The sequence below is a fragment of the Pseudomonas sp. TWI929 genome (assembly GCF_039673335.1).
Lineage (GTDB): Bacteria > Pseudomonadota > Gammaproteobacteria > Pseudomonadales > Pseudomonadaceae > Aquipseudomonas.
Map to the genome: position 1 here is coordinate 37,448 of NZ_JBDJLK010000009.1, position 20,316 is coordinate 57,763.

General features: G+C 63.4%; 21 protein-coding genes. 11 read left to right on the forward strand and 10 right to left on the reverse strand.

From position 1 onward, the window contains the following. The first annotated feature begins 38 nt into the window (after positions 1 to 38). Positions 39 to 404 carry a diacylglycerol kinase gene (locus tag ABE456_RS06550; protein WP_346643203.1) on the forward strand — a complete coding sequence of 122 codons (366 nt, stop codon included), beginning with the start codon at positions 39 to 41 and terminating at the stop codon, positions 402 to 404. Here ABE456_RS06550 and finR read toward each other — a convergent pair. After that, positions 401 to 1,327 carry a LysR family transcriptional regulator FinR gene (finR, locus tag ABE456_RS06555; protein WP_346643204.1) on the reverse strand — a complete coding sequence of 309 codons (927 nt, stop codon included), beginning with the start codon at positions 1,325 to 1,327 and terminating at the stop codon, positions 401 to 403. The genes ABE456_RS06550 and finR overlap by 4 nt on opposite strands. Positions 1,328 to 1,445: 118 nt before the next feature. Here finR and fpr point away from each other — a divergent pair, with 118 nt between their 5' ends. Beyond that, positions 1,446 to 2,225, forward strand: a complete 780-nt coding sequence (gene fpr, locus ABE456_RS06560; RefSeq protein ID WP_016501130.1) for a ferredoxin-NADP reductase — start codon at positions 1,446 to 1,448, stop codon at positions 2,223 to 2,225. A gap of 188 nt (positions 2,226 to 2,413) precedes the next feature. Here fpr and ABE456_RS06565 read toward each other — a convergent pair whose 3' ends face one another. Further along, positions 2,414 to 2,908, reverse strand: coding sequence for a SprT family zinc-dependent metalloprotease (locus ABE456_RS06565; protein WP_346643205.1), 495 nt, complete (start codon positions 2,906 to 2,908; stop codon positions 2,414 to 2,416). 131 nt (positions 2,909 to 3,039) lie between these two features. Next, positions 3,040 to 3,639, reverse strand: coding sequence for a Yip1 family protein (locus ABE456_RS06570; RefSeq protein ID WP_003252385.1), 600 nt, complete (start codon positions 3,637 to 3,639; stop codon positions 3,040 to 3,042). Positions 3,640 to 3,901: 262 nt separating this feature from the next. On the opposite strand from ABE456_RS06570, the gene ttcA reads away from it, so the two are divergent. Together ttcA and ABE456_RS06580 are read left to right on the forward strand one after the other, a co-directional pair. Beyond that, positions 3,902 to 4,726, forward strand: coding sequence for a tRNA 2-thiocytidine(32) synthetase TtcA (gene ttcA, locus ABE456_RS06575; RefSeq protein ID WP_012270926.1), 825 nt, complete (start codon positions 3,902 to 3,904; stop codon positions 4,724 to 4,726). Positions 4,727 to 4,730: 4 nt separating this feature from the next. Then, the gene (locus tag ABE456_RS06580) at positions 4,731 to 5,402 is read left to right on the forward strand and encodes a DNA-3-methyladenine glycosylase I (RefSeq protein WP_176682782.1); all 672 of its coding nucleotides are present in this window, start codon (positions 4,731 to 4,733) and stop codon (positions 5,400 to 5,402) included. Between the two features lie 103 nt (positions 5,403 to 5,505). Here the strand turns inward: ABE456_RS06580 and ABE456_RS06585 are convergent, their stop codons facing one another. The 3 genes from ABE456_RS06585 to arsC are packed head-to-tail and all read right to left on the reverse strand — an operon-like array spanning position 5,506 to position 6,867. Beyond that, the gene (locus ABE456_RS06585) at positions 5,506 to 5,919 is read right to left on the reverse strand and encodes a DUF2069 domain-containing protein (RefSeq protein ID WP_119371073.1); all 414 of its coding nucleotides are present in this window, start codon (positions 5,917 to 5,919) and stop codon (positions 5,506 to 5,508) included. Next, entirely contained in the window at positions 5,912 to 6,517 is a 606-nt protein-coding gene (gene wrbA / locus ABE456_RS06590) for an NAD(P)H:quinone oxidoreductase (RefSeq protein WP_016501124.1), read from the reverse strand. The genes ABE456_RS06585 and wrbA overlap by 8 nt, the downstream gene beginning before the upstream one ends. Then, positions 6,514 to 6,867, reverse strand: coding sequence for an arsenate reductase (glutaredoxin) (arsC, locus tag ABE456_RS06595; RefSeq protein ID WP_346643206.1), 354 nt, complete (start codon positions 6,865 to 6,867; stop codon positions 6,514 to 6,516). The genes wrbA and arsC overlap by 4 nt, the downstream gene beginning before the upstream one ends. An 85-nt stretch (positions 6,868 to 6,952) precedes the next feature. On the opposite strand from arsC, the gene ABE456_RS06600 reads away from it, so the two are divergent. Further along, entirely contained in the window at positions 6,953 to 7,417 is a 465-nt protein-coding gene (locus ABE456_RS06600) for a peroxiredoxin family protein (protein ID WP_346643207.1), read from the forward strand. A 155-nt stretch (positions 7,418 to 7,572) separates the two neighbouring features. Here ABE456_RS06600 and ABE456_RS06605 read toward each other — a convergent pair whose 3' ends face one another. The 4 genes from ABE456_RS06605 to ABE456_RS06620 all read right to left on the reverse strand — a co-directional run bounded on the left by ABE456_RS06605 (position 7,573) and on the right by ABE456_RS06620 (position 12,276). Then, complete coding sequence (locus tag ABE456_RS06605) at positions 7,573 to 7,977, reverse strand: META domain-containing protein (protein ID WP_346643208.1); 405 nt, start codon at positions 7,975 to 7,977, stop codon at positions 7,573 to 7,575. Then, a complete protein-coding gene (locus ABE456_RS06610; RefSeq protein WP_336331762.1) occupies positions 7,974 to 8,411 on the reverse strand; it encodes a hypothetical protein in 438 nt (145 codons plus the stop codon). Before ABE456_RS06610 ends, ABE456_RS06605 begins: the two co-directional genes overlap by 4 nt. A 31-nt stretch (positions 8,412 to 8,442) precedes the next feature. Further along, entirely contained in the window at positions 8,443 to 9,432 is a 990-nt protein-coding gene (locus ABE456_RS06615; protein ID WP_346643209.1) for a 2-hydroxyacid dehydrogenase, read from the reverse strand. 87 nt (positions 9,433 to 9,519) lie between these two features. Then, a complete protein-coding gene (locus ABE456_RS06620) occupies positions 9,520 to 12,276 on the reverse strand; it encodes a response regulator (RefSeq protein WP_346643210.1) in 2,757 nt (918 codons plus the stop codon). Positions 12,277 to 12,469: 193 nt separating this feature from the next. On the opposite strand from ABE456_RS06620, the gene ABE456_RS06625 reads away from it, so the two are divergent. From ABE456_RS06625 to mazG, 6 genes are all read left to right on the forward strand, one after another. Continuing rightward, a complete protein-coding gene (locus tag ABE456_RS06625) occupies positions 12,470 to 13,189 on the forward strand; it encodes a response regulator transcription factor (protein ID WP_346643211.1) in 720 nt (239 codons plus the stop codon). A 3-nt stretch (positions 13,190 to 13,192) separates the two neighbouring features. Then, positions 13,193 to 14,578: a sensor histidine kinase gene (locus tag ABE456_RS06630; protein WP_346643212.1), complete on the forward strand. Its 1,386-nt coding sequence runs from the start codon at positions 13,193 to 13,195 to the stop codon at positions 14,576 to 14,578. Between the two features lie 167 nt (positions 14,579 to 14,745). Then, entirely contained in the window at positions 14,746 to 15,645 is a 900-nt protein-coding gene (gene cysM / locus ABE456_RS06635; RefSeq protein WP_346643213.1) for a cysteine synthase CysM, read from the forward strand. After that, on the forward strand, positions 15,646 to 17,004 hold the full coding sequence (gene rlmD, locus ABE456_RS06640; RefSeq protein ID WP_346643214.1) for a 23S rRNA (uracil(1939)-C(5))-methyltransferase RlmD: 1,359 nt from the start codon (positions 15,646 to 15,648) through the stop codon (positions 17,002 to 17,004). A gap of 97 nt (positions 17,005 to 17,101) precedes the next feature. Beyond that, the gene (relA, locus tag ABE456_RS06645; protein WP_346643215.1) at positions 17,102 to 19,342 is read left to right on the forward strand and encodes a GTP diphosphokinase; all 2,241 of its coding nucleotides are present in this window, start codon (positions 17,102 to 17,104) and stop codon (positions 19,340 to 19,342) included. A gap of 124 nt (positions 19,343 to 19,466) precedes the next feature. Further along, entirely contained in the window at positions 19,467 to 20,300 is an 834-nt protein-coding gene (gene mazG, locus ABE456_RS06650) for a nucleoside triphosphate pyrophosphohydrolase (RefSeq protein WP_346643216.1), read from the forward strand. The last annotated feature ends 16 nt before the right edge of the window (positions 20,301 to 20,316 follow it).

Below are 20,316 nucleotides of genomic sequence, written 5' to 3' on the forward strand. Positions count from 1 at the left end.
GTCTAGTCTGCTGGCCTTTCTATTGTGAAGTGACTCACATGACATCGCCATTCAAGGGCCAGACTGGCCTCAAACGCATCTTCAACGCCGCCGGCTACTCGCTGGACGGCCTGCGCGCCGCCTTCAAGGGCGAGGCGGCGTTTCGCCAGCTGGTGCTGCTCAACGTGCTGCTGATTCCCACTGCCTTCTGGCTGCCGGTAAGCCGTGCCGAGCGAGCAATCATGATTGCCGTGTGCCTGCTGGGGCTGATCGTCGAGCTGTTCAACTCGGCTGTGGAAGCGGCCATCGACCGCATTTCGCTGGAACGCCACCCCCTGTCGAAAAACGCCAAGGACATGGGCAGCGCCGCGCAACTGGTGGCACTGACCATGGTGGCGCTGGTGTGGGGCGTGATCCTGCTTTAAGCGATTGGCGGCAACACGATTTCATCACTGCGGGTAAAGCCCGCAGTGAAGTTGCGACATAAATCGAGAAACTCGCGCATGGCCGAGGTCTGGTACTTCTGTTTGTGCCAGATGAAGTAGAACTGGCGCATCAGGTCCAGCTCTGTGGTTTCCACCGGCACCAGGCTGCCACGGCGGAAGGCGTCACGCAGGGCCAGGCGCGAAATGCAGCCGATGCCCAGGCCAGACTCCACTGCGCGCTTGATCGCTTCTGTGTGTTCCAGCTCCAGGCGAATATTGAGGTTGGTGCGGTGGTGGCGCATGGCCTGGTCGAAGGTCAGGCGTGTGCCCGAACCTTGCTCACGCAGAATCCACGCCTCTTGCGACAGGCTTTCGATATCGGCACGGCCCAGCTTGGCCAGTGGATGCTGCGGCGCGCAGAACACCACCAGTTCGTCCTCGACCCACGGCTGCACTTCCAGGTCCGGGTGGTTGCAGTCGCCTTCGATTAGACCCAGATCAATTTCGTAGTGCGCGACCTGTTGCACGATATGCGCAGTGTTCTGTACATGCAGCTTCACCTGGCTTTCCGGGTGGGTCTGCATGAAGCTGCCAATCAGCAGGGTGGCCAGGTAGTTGCCGATGGTCAGCGTGGCGCCGACCGCCAGCGAGCCGAAACCGGACTTGCCGTTGAGCAGGTCTTCGATTTCCTTGGCCTGATCGAGTAGGGCCACTGCCTGTGGCAACAGTTGATGGCCCAAGGCGTTGAGCGCCAGGCGCTTGCCCGCACGGTCGAACAATTGGCAGCTCGATTGCCGCTCCAGTTCGGTGATGGAGGTACTGGCAGCCGACTGCGACAAGGCCAGCAGGCTAGCGGCCCGAGAGACGCTTTGGTGCTGGGCGACGGCGACGAAGACTTGAAGTTGACGAAGTGTAAATCGCATATCGATATAACCGATAACACATATCTTGATAATCCAGTTAACAGATATTGTCGCTGCCCCTAAACTATCGCGCAACTGCGCGTTTTGCGCGCCGCGTTTTTCTTCAGGAGCCCCATCGATGAGCAACATGAACCACGAACGTGTCCTCAGTGTGCACCACTGGAACGACACCCTGTTCAGCTTCAAGTGCACCCGCGACCCGGGCCTGCGCTTCGAGAACGGTCAGTTCGTGATGATCGGCCTGCAGCAGGAAAGCGGCCGTCCGCTCATGCGTGCCTATTCCATCGCATCGCCAAACTGGGAAGAGCACCTGGAGTTCTTCAGCATCAAGGTGCCGGACGGCCCGCTGACCTCGCAGCTGCAGCACCTGAAGGAAGGCGATGAGATCATCATCAGCAAGAAGCCTACCGGCACCCTGGTACTCGACGACCTGAACCCGGGCAAGCACCTGTACCTGCTGAGCACCGGCACTGGCCTGGCGCCGTTCATGAGTGTCATCCAGGACCCGGAAACCTACGAGCGCTTCGAAAAAGTGATCCTGGTGCACGGCGTGCGCTATGTGAACGAAGTGGCTTACCGCGAGTTCATCACCGAGCACTTGCCGCAGAACGAGTTCTTCGGTGAGTCGGTTCGCGACAAGCTGATCTACTACCCGACCGTGACCCGTGAGCCGTTCGAGAACCAGGGCCGCCTGACCGACCTGATGCGTAGCGGCAAGCTGTTCAGCGACATCGGCCTGCCACCGATCAACCCGCAGGACGACCGCGCGATGATCTGCGGCAGCCCGAGCATGCTCGACGAGACCAGCGAAGTGCTGGACAGCTTCGGCCTGAAAGTTTCCGCCCGCATGCGCGAGCCGGGTGACTACCTGATCGAGCGTGCCTTCGTCGAGAAGTAAGGCGTAGGCTGGTACGAAGAAGGCGACCCTCGGGTCGCCTTTCTTTTTCCTGGGATTTATTTGTCGCCTGTACCGACCTCTTCGCGGGTGAACCCGCTCCCACAGGGACCGCGCACTTCTGCAGGTTTGCGCTGTGTCTGTGGGAGCGGGTTTACCCGCGAAAGGGCCGGTACAGGTAAAACCCAAATCTATTCGACCCGCGTCTCACCGCTGTACACCAATATCTCCCGGCACCGCTTGCACAGGTAACGCCGCCCCTGGCGCACCAGCTTGTGCCGCTGCGCGGTAAATGGGAAGTCGCCTTGCGGGCACGGGCAGCGGTAGATGTAGCGGGTTACCACGCGCCGTTGCACCTCGTAGTTGTGGCAACGGTTGGGCGGCAGCTCGTACACCCCGCGCATGATCAGCTGCCACTCCTCGCCGTGGGCCTGGATGCGGTCGCCGAACAGCTGATGGGCCACCAGGTGCGCCACTTCATGGGCCACGGTCTGGCGCAGGAAGTCTTCCTGGTTTTCGCGGTAAAGCTGCAGGTTGAAGCGCAGCAGGTTCTCGTGCAGGTGGGCAACACCGGCTTTTTGCCCGCGCAGCTTGAAGCTGACTTCCGGGCGCGGGAAGGGGCGTTTGAAGAAGGTTTCGGCTTGCTGGTAACAGGTTTCGACGCGTTGTCTGAGCAGCTCTGGCATGGCGGGGTGGTTCTCCTGACCGGGCATTATGCCGCAACCCTGGGTGGCCTGCCGGGCCACCGGTCAGCGCACAGCCTGAGGCCGCCTTGCGGCGGCCTCAGGTTGATGCCCCAGTGTTGGTTGAATCTGTTCTAGTTGGTGTAGACGGGCCCCACGCCCAGTCCCCAGATAATCACCGTGGCGGCCATGATAGCCACCAGTACTACAAGGCCCACCGCCAGCACCGAGCTGGAGAACAGGAAGCCTTCGTCGGACGGTATGTTCATGAACGTCGGCAAGCCGACATACAACAGGTACACGGTGTAACAGATGGCGGCGGTGCCAATCAGCATGCCCAGCCACAGGTGCGGGTACAGCGCCGCCAGGCCACCGATGAACAGCGGTGTGGCGGTGTAGGTGGCAAAGGCGATGCACTGCGCCATGGACGGGTTGGCATCGTAGGTGCGGGCCATCCAGTGGATGAACGCCCCCATCACTGCTACCCCGGCGAGCATGGCCAGGTACGACATGATGCTCATCCAGATGGCGCTTTCCATGGTCAGCATCACGGCCGGACGGTCACCGATCACCCAGCCGACCTGAGTGGTGCCGATGAACGCCGATACGGCGGGGATCGCCGCCAGGATCAGGGTGTGCGTCAGGTACATGTGGCTTATGGTTTCTTCTTCGCCACGAATCTCCCGCCATTCCTGGTCGGGATGGGTAAACAGCCCCACAACGTGATGAATCATGCCGGTCACTCCTCTCAATGTTGCCAAACGCCCCCCAGATGGAGCGCAAGCGGCCCGAGGCCCGAACACCGAAGCAAGCGGTAATGTGGCCTTATGTCGCAGTATAGGAAGCCGTTACCCGCATAAACCGGGCTTTTTAGAGCAAATTGCGCTTTCAGCCGAGCTGTTGATTACATTGAAGTCTTTATCGGAATGCCTACAGCGATGCTGCGTTTGTGCGTAAAATAGCCGGCTTTTGTCACACCTCGCGGATCCAAGCGCTATGGGCACCCTCTCGGTCAACCAGAACAAACTGCAAAAACGCCTGCGTCGTCTCGCCGGCGAAGCCATCACCGACTACAACATGATCGAGGATGGCGACAAGGTCATGGTCTGCCTGTCCGGCGGCAAGGACAGCTACACCATGCTCGACGTTCTGTTGCACCTGCAGAAGGTGGCACCGATCAAGTTCGAGATCGTCGCGGTGAACATGGACCAGAAGCAGCCGGGCTTCCCTGAGCATGTGCTGCCGGCCTACCTCAAGGAGCTGGGCGTCGAGTACCACATCGTCGAGAAGGATACCTACTCGGTGGTCAAGGAACTGGTGCCCGAGGGCAAGACCACCTGCTCGCTGTGCTCGCGCCTGCGCCGTGGCACCCTGTACACCTTCGCCGACGAAATCGGCGCGACCAAGATGGCGCTGGGGCACCACCGCGACGATATCGTCGAAACCTTCTTCCTCAACATGTTCTTCAATGGCGCGCTCAAGGGCATGCCGCCGAAGCTGCGCGCCGATGATGGCCGCAACGTGGTGATCCGCCCGTTGGCCTACTGCAGCGAGAAGGACATCCAGGCCTACTCGGACATGAAGGAATTCCCGATCATCCCGTGCAACCTGTGCGGCTCGCAGGAAAACCTGCAACGCCAGGTGGTCAAGGACATGCTGGTGGAGTGGGAGCGCAAGCACCCGGGCCGTACCGAAAGCATCTTCCGCGCCCTGCAAAACGTGGCACCGTCGCAGCTGGCCGACCGTAACCTGTTCGACTTCACCAGCCTGAAGATCGACGAAAACGCCACCCCGCGCTTCCTCGACGTTTTGAATATCTGAGCCCATGCGCGATTACCAGTGGCTGCATGAGTACTGCCTGAATCGCTTTGGCTCGGCCCAGGCGCTGGAGGCCTTTCTGCCGCAGCCGCGCACGCCAGCGCAGCTGCGCGATATCAGCGACGACCGCTATCTGTCGACCCTGGCCCTGCGCGTGTTCCGCGCCGGGCTCAAGCACAGCCTGGTGGATGCCAAGTGGCCGGCGTTCGAGCAGGTGTTCTTCGGCTTCGACCCGGAAAAGGTAGTGCTGATGGGCGCCGAGCACCTGGAGCGGCTGATGCACGATGAGCGCATTATTCGCCACCTGGGCAAGCTCAAGAGCGTGCCGCGCAATGCGCAAATGGTGCTGGATATCGCGAAAGCGCATGGCAGCTTTGGTGCGTTCATTGCCGACTGGCCGGTGACCGATATTGTCGGGCTGTGGAAGTACCTGGCCAAGCATGGCAACCAGCTGGGTGGGTTGTCGGCGCCGCGCTTCCTGCGCATGGTCGGCAAGGACACGTTCATCCCTACCGATGACATGGCCGCGGCGTTGATTGCGCAGAAGGTGATCGACAAGCAGCCGACCAGCCAGCGTGACCTGGCGTTGGTGCAGCAGGCGTTCAACCAGTGGCATGCCGAGAGCGGGCGGCCGCTGTGCCAGTTGTCGGTGATGCTGGCGCATACCGTCAACCATTGAGTCTTGTGTTGCTCCCATTCGCGGGCACGCCCGCTCCCACAGGTACTGCACAGGCCTTAAGCGCGGTGCGATTCCTGTGGGAGCGGGCATGCCCGCGAAGAATCTAACTGCCTTCGCCCGCCATGCGCCGTTCATGCTGGAACTTCCAGCGCACGTACAGCAGCCCGGCAATGAACAGCCCCAGGCTCACTAGCACTTCAACCCAGCCAAACACCGCCCGCGCCGGGTCGAACGCGGCCAGCACGCCCTTGATGAAATAGATATTCACCACGAAGCAGGTCCAGGCATGAGCCCGGGCGCTGCCCGTCAGCATGCCCGGCAGCAACAGCAGCAGCGGCACCAGTTCGATCGCCAGGATCACCTCGACCCGTGCCCCATGCAGGTTGGCGAACCACAGGTTGTTCACCACCAGCAAGGCGATCAGGCCGAAAAAGAACGCCAGGCTCAGCGCCCGCGTCAGGCGCAGGCGTGGCGCCAGCCATTCCAGCGGCGGCAACACCTTGGGCTTTTTAGCCACGCGCGGCCTCCAGGGCCTTGGCCGTGGTTGCCAGGCGTTGGCCAAGCGCGCGGCATAGGGCGATCTCATGTTGGTCGAGTTCACGTTTGCCATCGGCACCGGCATGATGGCTGGCGCCGTAAGGCGTGCCGCCACCACGGGTTTCCAGCAAAGCCGATTCGCTGTACGGCAGGCCCATTACCAACATGCCGTGGTGCATCAGCGGCAGCATCATCGACAGCAGGGTGGTTTCCTGGCCGCCGTGCAGGCTGGCGGTGGAGGTGAACACGCCAGCCGGCTTGCCGACCAGTTCACCGCCCAGCCACAGGCTGCTGGTGCCATCGAGGAAGTACTTCAGCGGCGCCGCCATGTTGCCGAAGCGGGTGGGGCTGCCCAGCACCAGGCCGGCGCAGTGGCGCAGGTCGTCGAGGGTGGCGTACAGCGCGCCACTGGCCGGGATGTCCGGGGCCACCGCTTCGCACTCGGTGGATATGGCGGGCACCGTGCGCAGGCGCGCCTCCATGCCGGCCAGTTCGATGCCACGGGCGATGTGCCGGGCCATCTCGCTGGTCGAGCCGTGGCGGCTGTAATACAGCACCAGGATGTAGGGCGCGCTCACGGCAGGATCTCCAGCACTTTCTCTGGCGGGCGGCCGACCACGGCCTTGTCACCGGCGACCAGGATTGGCCGTTCGATCAGCTTGGGGTGCTTGGCCATGGCCTCGATCAGTTGCGCATCGGTCAGCGCCGGGTCGGCCAGGTTCAGGTCCTTGTACTCGTCCTCGCCGGTGCGCAGCAGCTGGCGTGGGGCGATGCCCAGCTTGCCGAGCAGGGCCTCGAGGGTGGCGGCGTCGGGCGGGGTTTCGAGGTAGCGTACGATGGTCGGCGCCAGGCCGCGGGCTTCGAGCAGTTCCAGCGCGCCGCGGGATTTCGAGCAGCGCGGGTTATGATAAAGCGTCAAGTCAGTCATGTCGGGTCGCATCCAGCAGGGTGTGGCAGCTATTCTAACCGCAGCGACTGAACCATTTGCTTGAAAACTCGAGAAGGATTGACCCATGGCAAGGCGTCTGGCAGCAGTACTGGCCATCACCGCGAGCCTTTTGCTCGGTGGTTGCGGTGCCGATTATGGCGTGGACCAACACGGCAATACGGTTAAGGCCGAACAGATCGAAGGGCACTGGCTGGTGCTCAACTACTGGGCCGAATGGTGCGGGCCGTGCCGTACCGAAATCCCTGAACTGAACCAGGCGGCCAAGCAGTGGGCGGCCGACGGCATCAAGGTGGTGGGGGTGAACTTCGATGGCCTGCAAGGGCCGGACCTGAAGCAGGCTGCTGAAACCCTGGGCATCGGTTTCACCGTGCTGGCCCAGGACCCGGCCGAGCGCTACGACCTGCCGCGCAGCGAGGCGCTGCCGGTGACCTACATCATCGATGACAAGGGCAAGGTGCGTGAGCAGCTGATGGGCGAGCAGACCCTGGAAGGGTTGCAGGCCAAGATCAAGGCCCTGAAAGGCGCCTGATGCGTTTGGGGCTGCTGCGCGCCTTTGTGGGAGCGGCCTCGTGTCGCGATTGGGGCGCGTAGCGGCCCCAGGTATCAGCTTCGCCGCTGAAATTGCTGGGGCTGCTGCGCAGCCCTATCGCGACACAAGGCCGCTCCCACAGTCACCGGTATCGGTCAGCCTTCTTCAGGCCAGAAGCGCAGCGGCTTGCCCTCGGCCGGCCAGAAGCGCATCTGCTCTACCGGCGACACATCCCAGCGCTGCACCGTTTCCAGCGCCTGCAGGAAGCGTTTTTCCTGCTCCATCAACGCCGGCGCGCACAGCTTGCGAGTTTTGCCGACCTTGCCGAAGCTCAGGTGCTTGCCGTCCAGCGTGTACGGCGCAAACCAGTGGTTGCAGCCGGCGTTGCCGTAGGCACGGCCGTCGCTGGCCAGGGTCAGGGTCAGGTGGCTGTAATCGATCAGTGGGCGTTCGCCAATCCACTCCAGCACATAGCTGCGTTCCTGCTGCAACTTGGAAGGTTCGGCGGCACAGCCGAGCAGGCCGGTGGCAATCAGCGCGCCGGTCAGCAGATTTTTCACTCGGCGCTCTCCTGGCAACGCGGGCACAGGTGTTTTTCACCACGGCTGGCCCAGCCCAGCTCGGCGATACGCGCGCTGGCGGCAGGCTGGCGGGCCTTCTTGCCCAGCTTGGCGTCTACCGCAAACTCGAAGTCCAGCACGGCGTCGCAGCTGTCGCACTCTACCTGCCAGGTGAGGATTTCCAGCTCGTTGAAGACAGGGCCGCTGGCCACGGCAACCCACTGACCGCGCGGGTTGATCAGGTGGCGTACGCTCTCCACGGTCAGGCGCATGGACAAGTCCTTGCTGCCCTTCAGGGTGACCAGCAGGGTGTCGCCTTTATGCATCGAGCCACCGTTACCAGTGACCTGGTAACGGCCTGGCACCAGGGCGCGGCACTCGATCAGGGTGTGTTGCGGGTTGAAAAGGGTGTAGCGGAAATCGTGCTCGACCATGGGTCCTCCAGAAATGCCGCGTATCCTAGCACTAACCTGAGACCTGATTCTGTGGATTGCCTGCCGCCCAGCGGTTGATGTTGTCCAGCGTGGTCGCGGCAATGGCATCCAGCGCCTCGCGGGTGAGGAAGGCCTGGTGCGCGGTGATGATGACGTTGGGGAACGTCAGCAGGCGTGCCAGCACGTCGTCCTGCAGCGGCAGGTCGGAGCGGTCCTCGAAGAACAGCTGTGCTTCCTCTTCGTAGACGTCCAGGCCCAGGTAGCCGAGCTGGCCACTTTTCAGTGCGTCGATCAGTGCCGGGGTGTCGACCAGCGCGCCACGGCCAGTGTTGATCAGCATGGCGCCGGGCTGCAGCTGGGCCAGGCTTTGTGCATTGATCAGGTGCCGGGTGTGTTCGGTCAGCGGGCAGTGCAGGCTGATGATGCGGGCTTCGCGCAGCAGCTCGGGCAATGTCAGGTAGCGGGCGCCAAGTGCCAGTAGCTCGGGGTTGGGGTAAGGGTCGTAGGCCAGCAGCTGACAACCGAAACCGGCCATGATGCGGGCGAAGGCGGCGCCGATCTGGCCGGTGCCGACCACGCCGACGGTTTTGCCGTGCAGGTCGAAGCCGGTCAGCCCGTGCAGGGTGAAGTCGCCTTCGCGGGTGCGGTTGTAGGCCCTGTGCAGGCGCCGGTTGAGGGCCAGGATCAGCGCCACGGCGTGCTCGGCCACGGCATGCGGCGAGTAGGCCGGCACGCGCACCACGGCCAGGCCGAGGCGCTGGGCGGCGGCCAGGTCGACATGGTTGTAGCCGGCCGAGCGCAGGGCAATCAGGCGCGTGCCGCCAGCGGCCAGGCGCTGCAGTACCTGGGCGTCGAGTTCGTCATTGATGAAGGCGCAGACCACCTCATAGCCATCGGCCAGGGCGGCGGTGTCGAGCGTCAGGCGGGCGGGTTGGAAGTGCAGCTCCAGGGCGGTGCTGCTGGCAGCCTGGGTAAAGCTTTCCTGGTCGTAGTGCTGGCTGCTGAACAACAGGGCGCGCATGGTGGGGCTTCCTTTGCAGTGGTCTGGGGATTGTAGCCAGCGGGCTGAAAGGGATGTTGATCTGGGCCGGCGATAGGGCCGGTGAGGTCAGGCGCTCAGGCGGGCTTGTGCGGCCAGCCGATTGATCGCCGCATCCAGTTCATCCAGCGCCTGCTGCGCCTGCGGATTTTCCTGCTTGAGCAAGGTCTCGCTGCGCTGGCACGCTGCCCGCAATTGTGGCACGCCGCAATAGCGCGAGGCGCCGTTCAGGCGGTGTACCTGCTCGATCAGCGTGCCGTGGTCATCGGCCTCACGGGCGGCACGTATGGCTTCACGGTCAGCCTCCAGCGACGCCAGCAGCATGCTCAGCATGTCGGCCGCCAGGTCCGCTTTGCCAGCGGCCAGGCGCAGGCCTTCTTCGGGGTCGAGCACCATCAGCTCATCACCGCTGGCCAGGTGTTCGGCCAGTCGCTCCTGCTGTGGCGCGCCCAGGCTCAGGCCGGTCCACTTCATCACAACCTGGGCCAGCTGGCGCTCGCTGATCGGCTTGGTCAGGTAATCGTCCATGCCCCCGTGCAGTAACGCGCGTTTTTCGTTGGCCATGGCGTGGGCGGTGAGGGCAACGATGGGTAGCGGGTTGCCGCTTTGGGTGTTTTCCCACAGGCGGATCTGCTCGGTGCAGGCGCGGCCGTCCATGCCGGGCATCTGTACGTCCATCAGCACCAGGTCGAAAGGTTCGTTTTGTACTGCTTGTACCGCTGCATAACCGTTGTCGACGGCCAGCACCTCGGCGCCCAGGTCTTCGAGAAGGGTCTGCACCAGCAGCAGGTTGGCGGCGTTGTCGTCGACGCAGAGTATTTTCGGCTGGCGCTGACCGTTGACGCTGTTCGTCTCGCCCAGCGGGCGGCGTGGTTGCACCAGCTCCAGCAGCAGGCGCCGTAGTTTGCGTGTGCAGGTTGGCTTGGACAGCAACTGGCCGTGGCCGTTGGGCAGGTACTTGTGGTACAGCGCCTGCTCGGTGGTGGGGCACAGCACAACGCATTGGCAATGGTTGCGTTCGAGCAGCTGGTGGTAATGGCCCAGTTGCTCGGGTGACAGGCTGCCCAGGTTAGCCCCGAGTACGGCGAACTCGAATGGATGGCCGGCCTGGCTGGCGGCTTGCACCGCCTGCAGCAACTGGTCGTAGGAGGCAAACAGGCTGACGCTGAGGCCGCAGTCCTCCAGTTGGTGCTCCAACGCCTGTCGCGCCAGTTCGTGGCCATCGACGATGGCCGCGCGGCGGCCCAGCAGCGGCTGCAATGGCTGCTCCTCGACATCGTCGTGGGCCTTGGGCAGGTTGAGGCTGATCCAGAACTGCGAACCTTCACCCGGGGTGCTGTCGACGCCGATTTCGCCGCCCATCTGCTCGATCAGGCGCTTGGAAATCACCAGCCCCAGCCCGGTGCCGCCAGGTTGGCGGGCCAGCGAGTTGTCGGCCTGGCTGAAGGCCTGGAACAGCGTACGCACATCTTGCGGCGACAGGCCGATGCCGGTGTCTTGCACGCTGATGCGTAGCTGTGCGCTGTCTTCGTGCTCGTCTTCGAGCATGGCGCGTACGACGATGGTGCCTTCGCGGGTGAACTTGATGGCGTTGCTGACCAGGTTGGTGAGGATCTGCTTGAGGCGCAGCGGGTCGCCGATCAGCGACGATGGGGTGTCGCGATAGATCAGGCTGAGCAGCTCCAGCTGCTTGGCGTGGGCGGCCGGGGCGAGGATGGTCAGGGTGTCCTGGATCAGGTCGCGCAGGTTGAACGGGATGCTGTCGAGCACCAGCTTGCCGGCCTCGATCTTGGAGAAGTCGAGGATCTCGTTGATGATCCCCAGCAGGTTGTCGGCGGACTTCTCGATGGTGCTCAGGTAGTCCAGCTGGCGCGGTGCCAGTTCGCTTTTTTGCAGCAGGTGGGTGAAACCGAGGATGCCGTTGAGCGGGGTGCGGATTTCGTGGCTCATGTTGGCCAGGAACTCCGACTTGATGCGGCTGGCTTCCAGTGCCTCCTTGCGTGCCATGTCCAGCTCAATGTTCTGGATCTCGATGGTTTCCAGGTTCTGGCGCACGTCCTCGGTGGCCTGGTCGATGCTGTGCTGCAGCTCTTCGTGGGCGTTGTGCAGGGTCTCGGCCATGCGGTTGATGCCCCGCGCCAGTTCGTCCAGCTCATGGCTGCCCATGGCCGGCAGGCGTTCTTCCAGGTGGCCGTCCTTGAGCTGGTTGACTGCGTGCTTGATGCGTTCGATGGGGTCGTTGATGGTGCGGCTCATGCGCAGCGCCAGCAGGCCGCTGAGCACCAGGCAGGCGAGGATCAGCAACAGGCTGGTGAACAGGTTGCGGTAGCCACGTAGCAGGGTGCCGTCGTGGGACAGCTCGATCTCGACCCAGCCCAGCAGGCGCTCCGCCTCGGCTGGCACGGCATCGGTGGCCAGGTCGCGGTGGTGGCCGAACACCGGCATCAGGTAGCGGGTGGCATCATTGCCGCTGCGCTGCAGCAGCTGGGTGCCGGTGCCACCACTAGGCGGCAGGTTGAGCATGCTCGGGCCAGCGTGCGCCAGGCGCGTGCGGTCTGGGGCAAGGAAGGCGACGGCGCGCACATCGGCCTGCTCCAGGGTTTGCGCGGCGATGCGCTCCAGTTGTGCCGGTGCCAGCTTGGCCATGGCGGGTGCGGCCAGCGGCGCCAGCTGTTCGGCGATCATCTTGCCGCGTTGCAGCAGCTGGGTGCGCAGGTCGTTCTGTTGCAGCCAGGTGAAATAACTGCCCAGCACCAAGGCCATCAGGCCGGCAGGCAGCAGGGCCAGCAGCATCACCCGGCTTCGGATTCCCAAGCGATCGAGCACACTCGCCTCCTGTCATGTGCCTGGACGCCGTCAAGCTGTGACGGCCAAGCCGGGAAGTTACTCCGCCTGCCGCGCTATTGCACCTCTTTAGTACGTGTTTTGCGCCGTTGCCGGGGCATTGGTCGCAGGGTGGTTGCCTGGCAGGCGGCAGATGCTCAATAATCGTTCAATTGAGAATGCATGGCAGTTGCCAATGAATCCTGTAGCTATTCACAATTCCAATATCCTCGCCATCGAGGACGATCCGGTCCTCGGCGCTTACCTGCACGAAGAGTTGCAGCGTGGCGGCTTCCAGGTGACCTGGTGCCGCAATGGCCTGGAGGGCCTGGAAACGGCTGGGCGCCACGCTTTCGATGTGGTGCTCATGGACATCCTGCTGCCCGGGCTCAACGGCCTGGATGCCCTGGCGCAGTTGCGCAAGAAAAGTGCCACGCCGGTGATCCTGATGTCGGCGCTGGGCGCCGAGGCTGACCGTATCAGTGGTTTTCAGCGCGGTGCCGACGATTACCTGCCCAAGCCGTTCAGCATGGCCGAGTTGCAGGTGCGCATCGAGGCAATCCTGCGCCGCGTGGCCCTTGAGCGTCGCCATCAAGCCCCGCAGGAGCATGGCGCCTGCGGCGAATTGCAGTTTGACGAGGGGCTGTGCGACGTGCGCCTCGGTGGCCACCTGGCGGGCCTGACCCCCAGCGAATTCCGTTTGCTCGACATCCTCAATCGCAACCTCGATGACGTGTTGAGCAAGCCGTTCCTGTACCAGCAAGTGCTGCAGCGCGGCTATTCGCGGCATGACCGCAGCCTGGACATGCACGTCAGCCAGATCCGCCGCAAGCTCAAGGGCATCGGCTACCACGAACGGCAGATCCGCACCGTGTGGGGCAAGGGCTACGTGCTCAGCGCCAGCGAAGCGGAGTGACCCGTGCTTGACCGCCATTCGCTGTTCTGGAAGCTGGCCATCCTGCTGGTGGGTTTCTGCCTACTGATGATCGGCCTCAGCTACACTTGGGGCCGGCACATGGAAACCCAGAACGCCTTCCTTTCGGAGCCCGCGCGGCTGGCGTTGCGCGGCTATGCCGCTGAGGCCGAGCAGGCCTGGCGCAGCGGTGGGCGGGCAGGGCTGGACCAGTGGGTAACGGCGATGCACCAGCGCGAGCGGGGCTGGGTTGGCGTGCTCGATATCAACCTGCGGCCGCTCGACAGCGCCACCCTCGACCCGCAGATCATGCAGCGGCTGACACGCCTACGCGGTGTCGACTGGCCGATGAGCCGGCGCAGCGTCAACCAGCCGTGGGTGCGTATTCCGTTCCCGGGGGCGCCGGAGCAGGGCATGCTGGTGATCGAGCTGCCGCAGCGGTTCAATCCGGACCAGTACCGGTTGCTGTGGCGCATCGTTACCAACGGCATCATCCCAGGCCTGTTCACCTTGCTGCTGTGCGTGGGCCTGTACCGCATGTTGATCGTGCCGCTGAACCAGCTTCGTGAGCAGGCCAATGCCTGGCGTGCCGACCAGCTATCGGCCCGTCTCGACTCGCGCACCATTGCCCGGCATGACGAGCTTGGCGAGCTGGCCCGCGCTTTCGACCAGATGGCCGAGCGGCTGCAGGGCACGGTGGCCATGCAGCAACAATTGCTGCGCGACCTGTCCCATGAAATGCGCACGCCGCTGAGCCGGCTGCGGGTGGCCTGCGATGGCGAAACCGACCTGCAGCGCCTGCGCGAGCGCCTGAGCCGTGAAGTGGACTGCATGCAGCACTTGGTCGAAGACACCTTGCAGCTGGTCTGGCAGGACGCCGAACGTGCGCCGATGAACCTGGAACCGATCGAGGTCCAGGCGCTGTGGGAGCTGCTGGCCGAGAATGCCAGCTACGAGAGCGGCTGGTCACCCAAGCGGCTGCGCTGCGAAGTGCCGGCCGACTGCTGGGTGCAGGGCAACCTCAATCACCTGGCCCAGGCGCTGGAGAACATGTTGCGCAATGCCATTCGTCACTCGCCCGCAGAGGGTGTGGTGCGGTTGGGGGCACAGCATGAGGGCAGTTACTGGTGGCTGTGGCTGGAGGATGAAGGTGGCGGTGTGGCTGAAGAGGACCTGGAGCGGATCTTTGCGCCGTTCTCGCGGCTGGACGGTTCGCGGCCCGGGGATGGTGGTTTCGGCTTGGGGCTGAGCATTGCCCGCAGTGCCATTCAGCGCCAGGGCGGGACCTTGTGGGCGCAGAATGGCAAGCGTGGGCTGCGGCTATGGATGAGGTTGCCGTTACATGTGGCGGCCCCTTCGCGGGTAAACCCGCTCCCACAGGTACATCACTAGCTTTGAGGGTAGTGGAACCCCTGTGGGAGCGGGTTTACCCGCGAAAGGGCCGGCACATGTCATACCGTTATAGCTTGTAGCTATATCCACCACAGATTGCGTGATATGGCCGCGAAGGGTTTGCCGGTATGATAGGCGCCCCTGCCGTCCGGATTGTGAAATACGCCATGACCTTGCAGTACCCAACCATCGCCGATTGCGTCGGCAATACGCCTCTGGTTCGCCTGCAGCGCATCGCTGGCGAAACCAGCAATACCCTCCTGCTCAAGCTCGAAGGTAACAATCCCGCCGGCTCGGTAAAGGACCGCCCGGCACTGTCGATGATCACTCGCGCCGAACTACGTGGCCAGATCAAGCCCGGCGACACCCTGATCGAAGCCACCTCCGGCAACACCGGCATCGCCCTGGCGATGGCGGCGGCGATCAAGGGCTACAAGATGATCCTGATCATGCCCGACAACTCCACCGCCGAGCGCAAGGCCGCCATGACCGCCTATGGCGCCGAGTTGATCCTGGTGACCAAGGAAGAAGGCATGGAAGGCGCCCGTGACCTGGCCGAGAAACTGCAGGCCGAAGGCCGCGGCCTGGTGCTGGACCAGTTCGCCAACGGCGACAACCCGATCGCCCACTACAACAGCACCGGCCCGGAGATCTGGCAGCAGACCCAGGGCAGCATCACCCATTTCATCAGCTCCATGGGTACCACCGGTACCATCATGGGCTGCTCGCAGTACCTCAAGGAACAGAACCCGGCGGTGCAGATCATTGGCCTGCAACCGATGGAAGGCTCGGCCATCCCTGGCATCCGCCGTTGGCCCGAGGAGTACCTGCCGAAGATCTTCGACGCCAGCCGTGTCGACCGCGTGGTCGACATGTCGCAACAGGAAGCCGAAGACACCACCCGCCGCCTTGCCCGTGAAGAGGGCATTTTCTGCGGTGTGTCCTCTGGTGGTGCGGTCGCAGCCATGCTGCGCCTGTCCCGCGAGGTGGAAAATGCCACGATGGTCGCGATCATCTGCGACCGCGGCGACCGTTACCTGTCCACCGGCCTGTTCGACCCAAGCTAAATGTCCAAGAAAAAAAGCAACAGCGGCCTGCGCTTCCAGCCGGCCGGCGGCAACCGCAGCCCCCAGGTCCCCGTGGGCAAGAAACAGCGCCTGGAAATCGAGCGCCTTGCCGGTGACGGCCGCGGCATCGCCTTCCTGGAAGGGCGCACCTGGTTCGTCAGTGGTGCCCTGGCCGGTGAAACCGTGGAGGCGCGGGTGCTCAATGCCCGTGGCAAAGTGGTCGAAGCCCGCCTGGAGCGGCTACTGCAGGCCAGCCCCGAGCGCCGTGAAGCACCGTGCCGGTACTACGACCGCTGCGGTGGCTGCAACCTGCAGCACCTGCCACACGATGCGCAACTGGCGCTGAAGCAGCGCACCCTCGCCGAGCAGCTGCAGCGGGTGGCTGGCGTGCAACCCGAAGAATGGGCCGCACCACTGAGCGGGCCGGAATTCGGCTACCGGCGCCGCGCCCGCGTGGCCGTGCGCTGGGACGTCAAGGCACGCCATCTGGACGTGGGCTTCCGCGCTGAAGCCAGCCAGGACATCATCGCCATCGACGATTGCGCGGTGCTGGTACAGCCCTTGCAGTCAATTTTGCGCCATTTGCCAACCGTGCTGCGCTCGTTAAGCAAACCGCAGGCGCTGGGCCATGTAGAACTGTTCAGCGGCACCGCCGAGGCGGTGCTGGTACGCCATGTGGCACCGCTGCCAGCGGAAGACCTGGCCAGGCTGCAGGCGTTCTGCGAGCAGGCCAATGCCCAGCTGTGGCTGCAGGGCGAAGGCGAGCCGGCGCCAGTAGACCCGGCCGCGCAACTGGGCTTTACCCTGGCACCATGGCAGCTGGAGCTGGCCTGGCGCCCAGGTGACTTCGTGCAGGTGAATGCCCAGGTCAACACGGCGATGATCGAGCAGGCCTTGGCCTGGCTCGCACCGCAGGCCGACGAGCGCGTGCTGGACCTGTTCTGCGGCTTGGGCAACTTTGCCCTGCCGTTGGCCCGCCAGGCGCGTGAGGTGGTGGCAGTGGAAGGTGTACAGGCCATGGTCGATCGGGCCGCGGCCAATGCCCGGAACAACAATGTGCATAACGCAGAGTTTTTTCAGGCCGATTTATCGCAGCCTTTGGCAAGCACCGGATGGGCCGCCGAAGGCTTTTCTGCGGTACTCTTGGATCCACCGCGCGACGGTGCGTACGAGGTGGTGCAAGGCATCGCCCGCCTCAAGGCCAGACGGCTGGTCTACGTATCGTGCAACCCGGCCACGCTGGCGCGAGACGCCCAGGTGCTGGTCGGCCAGGGGTACCGGTTAAAAAGGGCCGGGATTCTCGACATGTTTCCTCAGACGGCGCATGTCGAAGCCATGGCGTTATTCGAAGCGGGCTAGCTGACTGGCCCCTTGGTGCGGCTACCACGGAAGGGTAGCCACACGGTGATCGCCAGCGCAGCCATGAGTGCTGCGCTGTATGGAAAGGTAAAAAAAGATGGTACAGGTGAGAGTGCACCAGCCGGTCAACACCGACGGCAGTATCAATCTCGAAGCATGGTTGGACCATGTGGTAAGCGTCGATTCGGCACTGGATCGCGCAGAGCTGAAAGAAGCCTGCGAGTTTGCCCACGAGGTCGAGATAAAGGGCAACCCGGCCAAGCATTCCTGGGCGGACGGTACGTCCAGCTTCCAGGCGGGCCTGGAGATCGCCGAAATTCTCGCCGACCTCAAGCTCGACCAGGACTCCTTGGTGGCTGCGGTCATCTACCGCTCGGTGCGCGAGGGCAAGGTAACCCTGGCCGAAGTCAGCCAGCGCTTTGGCCCGGTGGTGTCCAAGCTGATCGACGGCGTGCTGCGCATGGCCGCCATCAGTGCCAGCCTCAGCCCGCGGCAGTCGCTGGTGCTGGGCTCGCAGGCGCAGGTCGAAAACTTGCGCAAGATGCTCGTGGCCATGGTCGACGACGTGCGCGTGGCACTGATCAAGCTGGCGGAACGTACCTGCGCGATCCGTGCGGTCAAGGCCGCCGACGATGAAAAGCGCCTGCGTGTCGCGCGTGAAGTATTCGACATTTATGCGCCGCTGGCGCATCGCCTGGGTATCGGCCACATCAAGTGGGAGCTGGAAGACCTGTCCTTCCGCTACCTTGAACCCGACCAGTACAAACAGATCGCCAAGCTGCTGCACGAGCGCCGGCTGGACCGTGAGCGGTTCATCAGCGATGTGATGAACCAGTTGCAGAACGAGTTGCTGGCCACTGGCGTGAAGGCTGACATCAGCGGCCGGGCAAAACATATCTATTCCATCTGGCGCAAGATGCAGCGCAAAGGCCTGGAGTTCAGCCAGATCTACGACGTGCGCGCGGTACGCGTGCTGGTGCCGGAAATCCGCGACTGCTACACCGCGCTGGGCATCGTGCACACCTTGTGGCGGCACATCCCCAAGGAGTTCGACGACTACATCGCCAACCCCAAGGAAAACGGCTACCGCTCGTTGCACACGGCGGTGATTGGCCCCGAGGGCAAGGTGCTGGAGGTGCAAATCCGCACCCATGGCATGCACGAGGAAGCCGAGCTGGGCGTTTGTGCCCACTGGCGCTACAAGGGCACCGACGTCAAGCCTAGCTCCAACCACTACGAAGAGAAGATCTCCTGGCTGCGCCAGGTGCTGGAATGGCACGAAGAGCTGGGCGACATCGGTGGCCTGGCCGAGCAGCTGCGGGTCGACATCGAGCCAGACCGGGTTTATGTATTCACCCCCGACGGCCACGCCATCGACTTGCCCAAGGGGGCCACACCGCTGGACTTCGCCTACCGCGTGCATACCGAAATCGGTCACAACTGCCGCGGCGCCAAGATCAACGGGCGCATTGTGCCGCTCAACTACAGCCTGCAGACCGGCGAGCAGGTCGAGATCATCACCAGCAAGCACGGCAACCCCAGCCGTGACTGGTTGAACTCCAACCTGGGCTACGTCACCACCTCGCGGGCGCGGGCCAAGATCGTGCACTGGTTCAAGCTGCAGGCACGCGACCAGAACGTCGCTGCCGGCAAGACCTTGCTCGAACGCGAGCTTAGCCGCCTGGGCCTGCCGCAGGTGGACTTCGAGCGCCTGGCCGAGAAGACCAACGTCAAGACCGCCGAAGACATGTTCGCCTCGCTTGGCGCTGGCGATTTGCGCCTGGCCCACCTGGTCAACGCCGCTCAGCAGTTGCTGGAACCCGAGCGCATCGAACAGATCGAACTGGTGCCGCGCAAGCCTACCGGGCCGCGTACCGGCAAGCGTGGCGACATCCAGATTCAGGGTGTCGGCAACCTGCTGACGCAGATGGCGGGCTGCTGCCAGCCGCTGCCGGGCGATGCGATTGTCGGCTACATTACCCAGGGCCGTGGCGTGAGCATTCACCGCCAGGACTGTGCCTCGGTGTTGCAGCTGGCGGGCAAGGAACCGGAGCGCATGATCCAGGTGAGCTGGGGGCCGATCCCGGTGCAGACCTACCCGGTCGACATCGTCATCCGTGCCTACGACCGCCCGGGCCTGCTGCGCGACGTGTCGCAGGTGCTGCTGAACGAGAAGATCAACGTGCTGGCGGTGAACACCCGCTCGAACAAGGAAGACAACACCGCGCTGATGTCGCTGACCATCGAGATTCCAGGCCTGGACGCGCTGGGCCGCCTGCTGGGGCGGATCTCGCAGTTGCCGAACATCATCGAGACGCGGCGTAATCGTACCCCTTGAGACAGCGGCGCCTGCTTCGCGGGTAAACCCGCTCCCACAGAAAAGGTGCAAAGCTTCAGATTTGCACTGTACAAGGGGGAGCGGGTTCAACCGCGAAGAAGCCACCACCGAAGGACCTGCCTTAATGACCTACACCCTCGAAGACCTGCTGCACCTCATGGCCCGCCTGCGCGATCCGCAGTATGGCTGCCCATGGGACCTGCAGCAGAACTACGCGAGTATCGTCCCGCACACCATCGAAGAGGCCTACGAGGTTGCCGACACCATCGAGCGCGGTGATTTCGAGCACCTGCAAGGTGAGCTGGGCGACCTGCTGTTCCAGGTGGTCTACTACAGCCAGTTGGCCCGCGAGGAAGGGCGTTTCGAGTTTGATGGCGTCGTCGACAGCATTACCCGTAAGCTTATCCGCCGTCACCCGCACGTATTCCCCACCGGCGAGCTGTACGCGCCAGTGGACACCCCCAGCCTGAGCGAGGCCCAGGTCAAGTCACGCTGGGAAGAAATCAAGGCCGAAGAGCGCGCAGAAAAAAACCAGCCTGAACAGCTGTCCCTGCTCGACGACGTACCGGCGGCATTGCCGGCGCTGTCGCGTGCGGCCAAACTGCAAAAACGTGCAGCCACGGTTGGTTTCGACTGGCCTGCGGCATTGCCGGTGCTGGACAAGGTCCGCGAAGAGTTGGATGAAGTGCTGCAGGCCATGGCCGACGGCGATGCCGATGCGCTTGAGGATGAAGTCGGCGACCTGCTGTTTGCCGCTGTAAACTTGGCTCGCCACCTCAAGCAAGACCCGGAAAACGCGCTGCGCCGCGCCAACCGCAAGTTCGAGCGACGGTTCCGTTTTATCGAACAGGCATTGCGCGACAGTGGTCGCCCTATCGAAGATTGTAACCTTGACGAGCTGGATGCCCTTTGGGGTGAAGCCAAACGTCAGGAAAAGAACCTGCCCAGCTGCGGCTGAGCTGTTGCATTAAGTG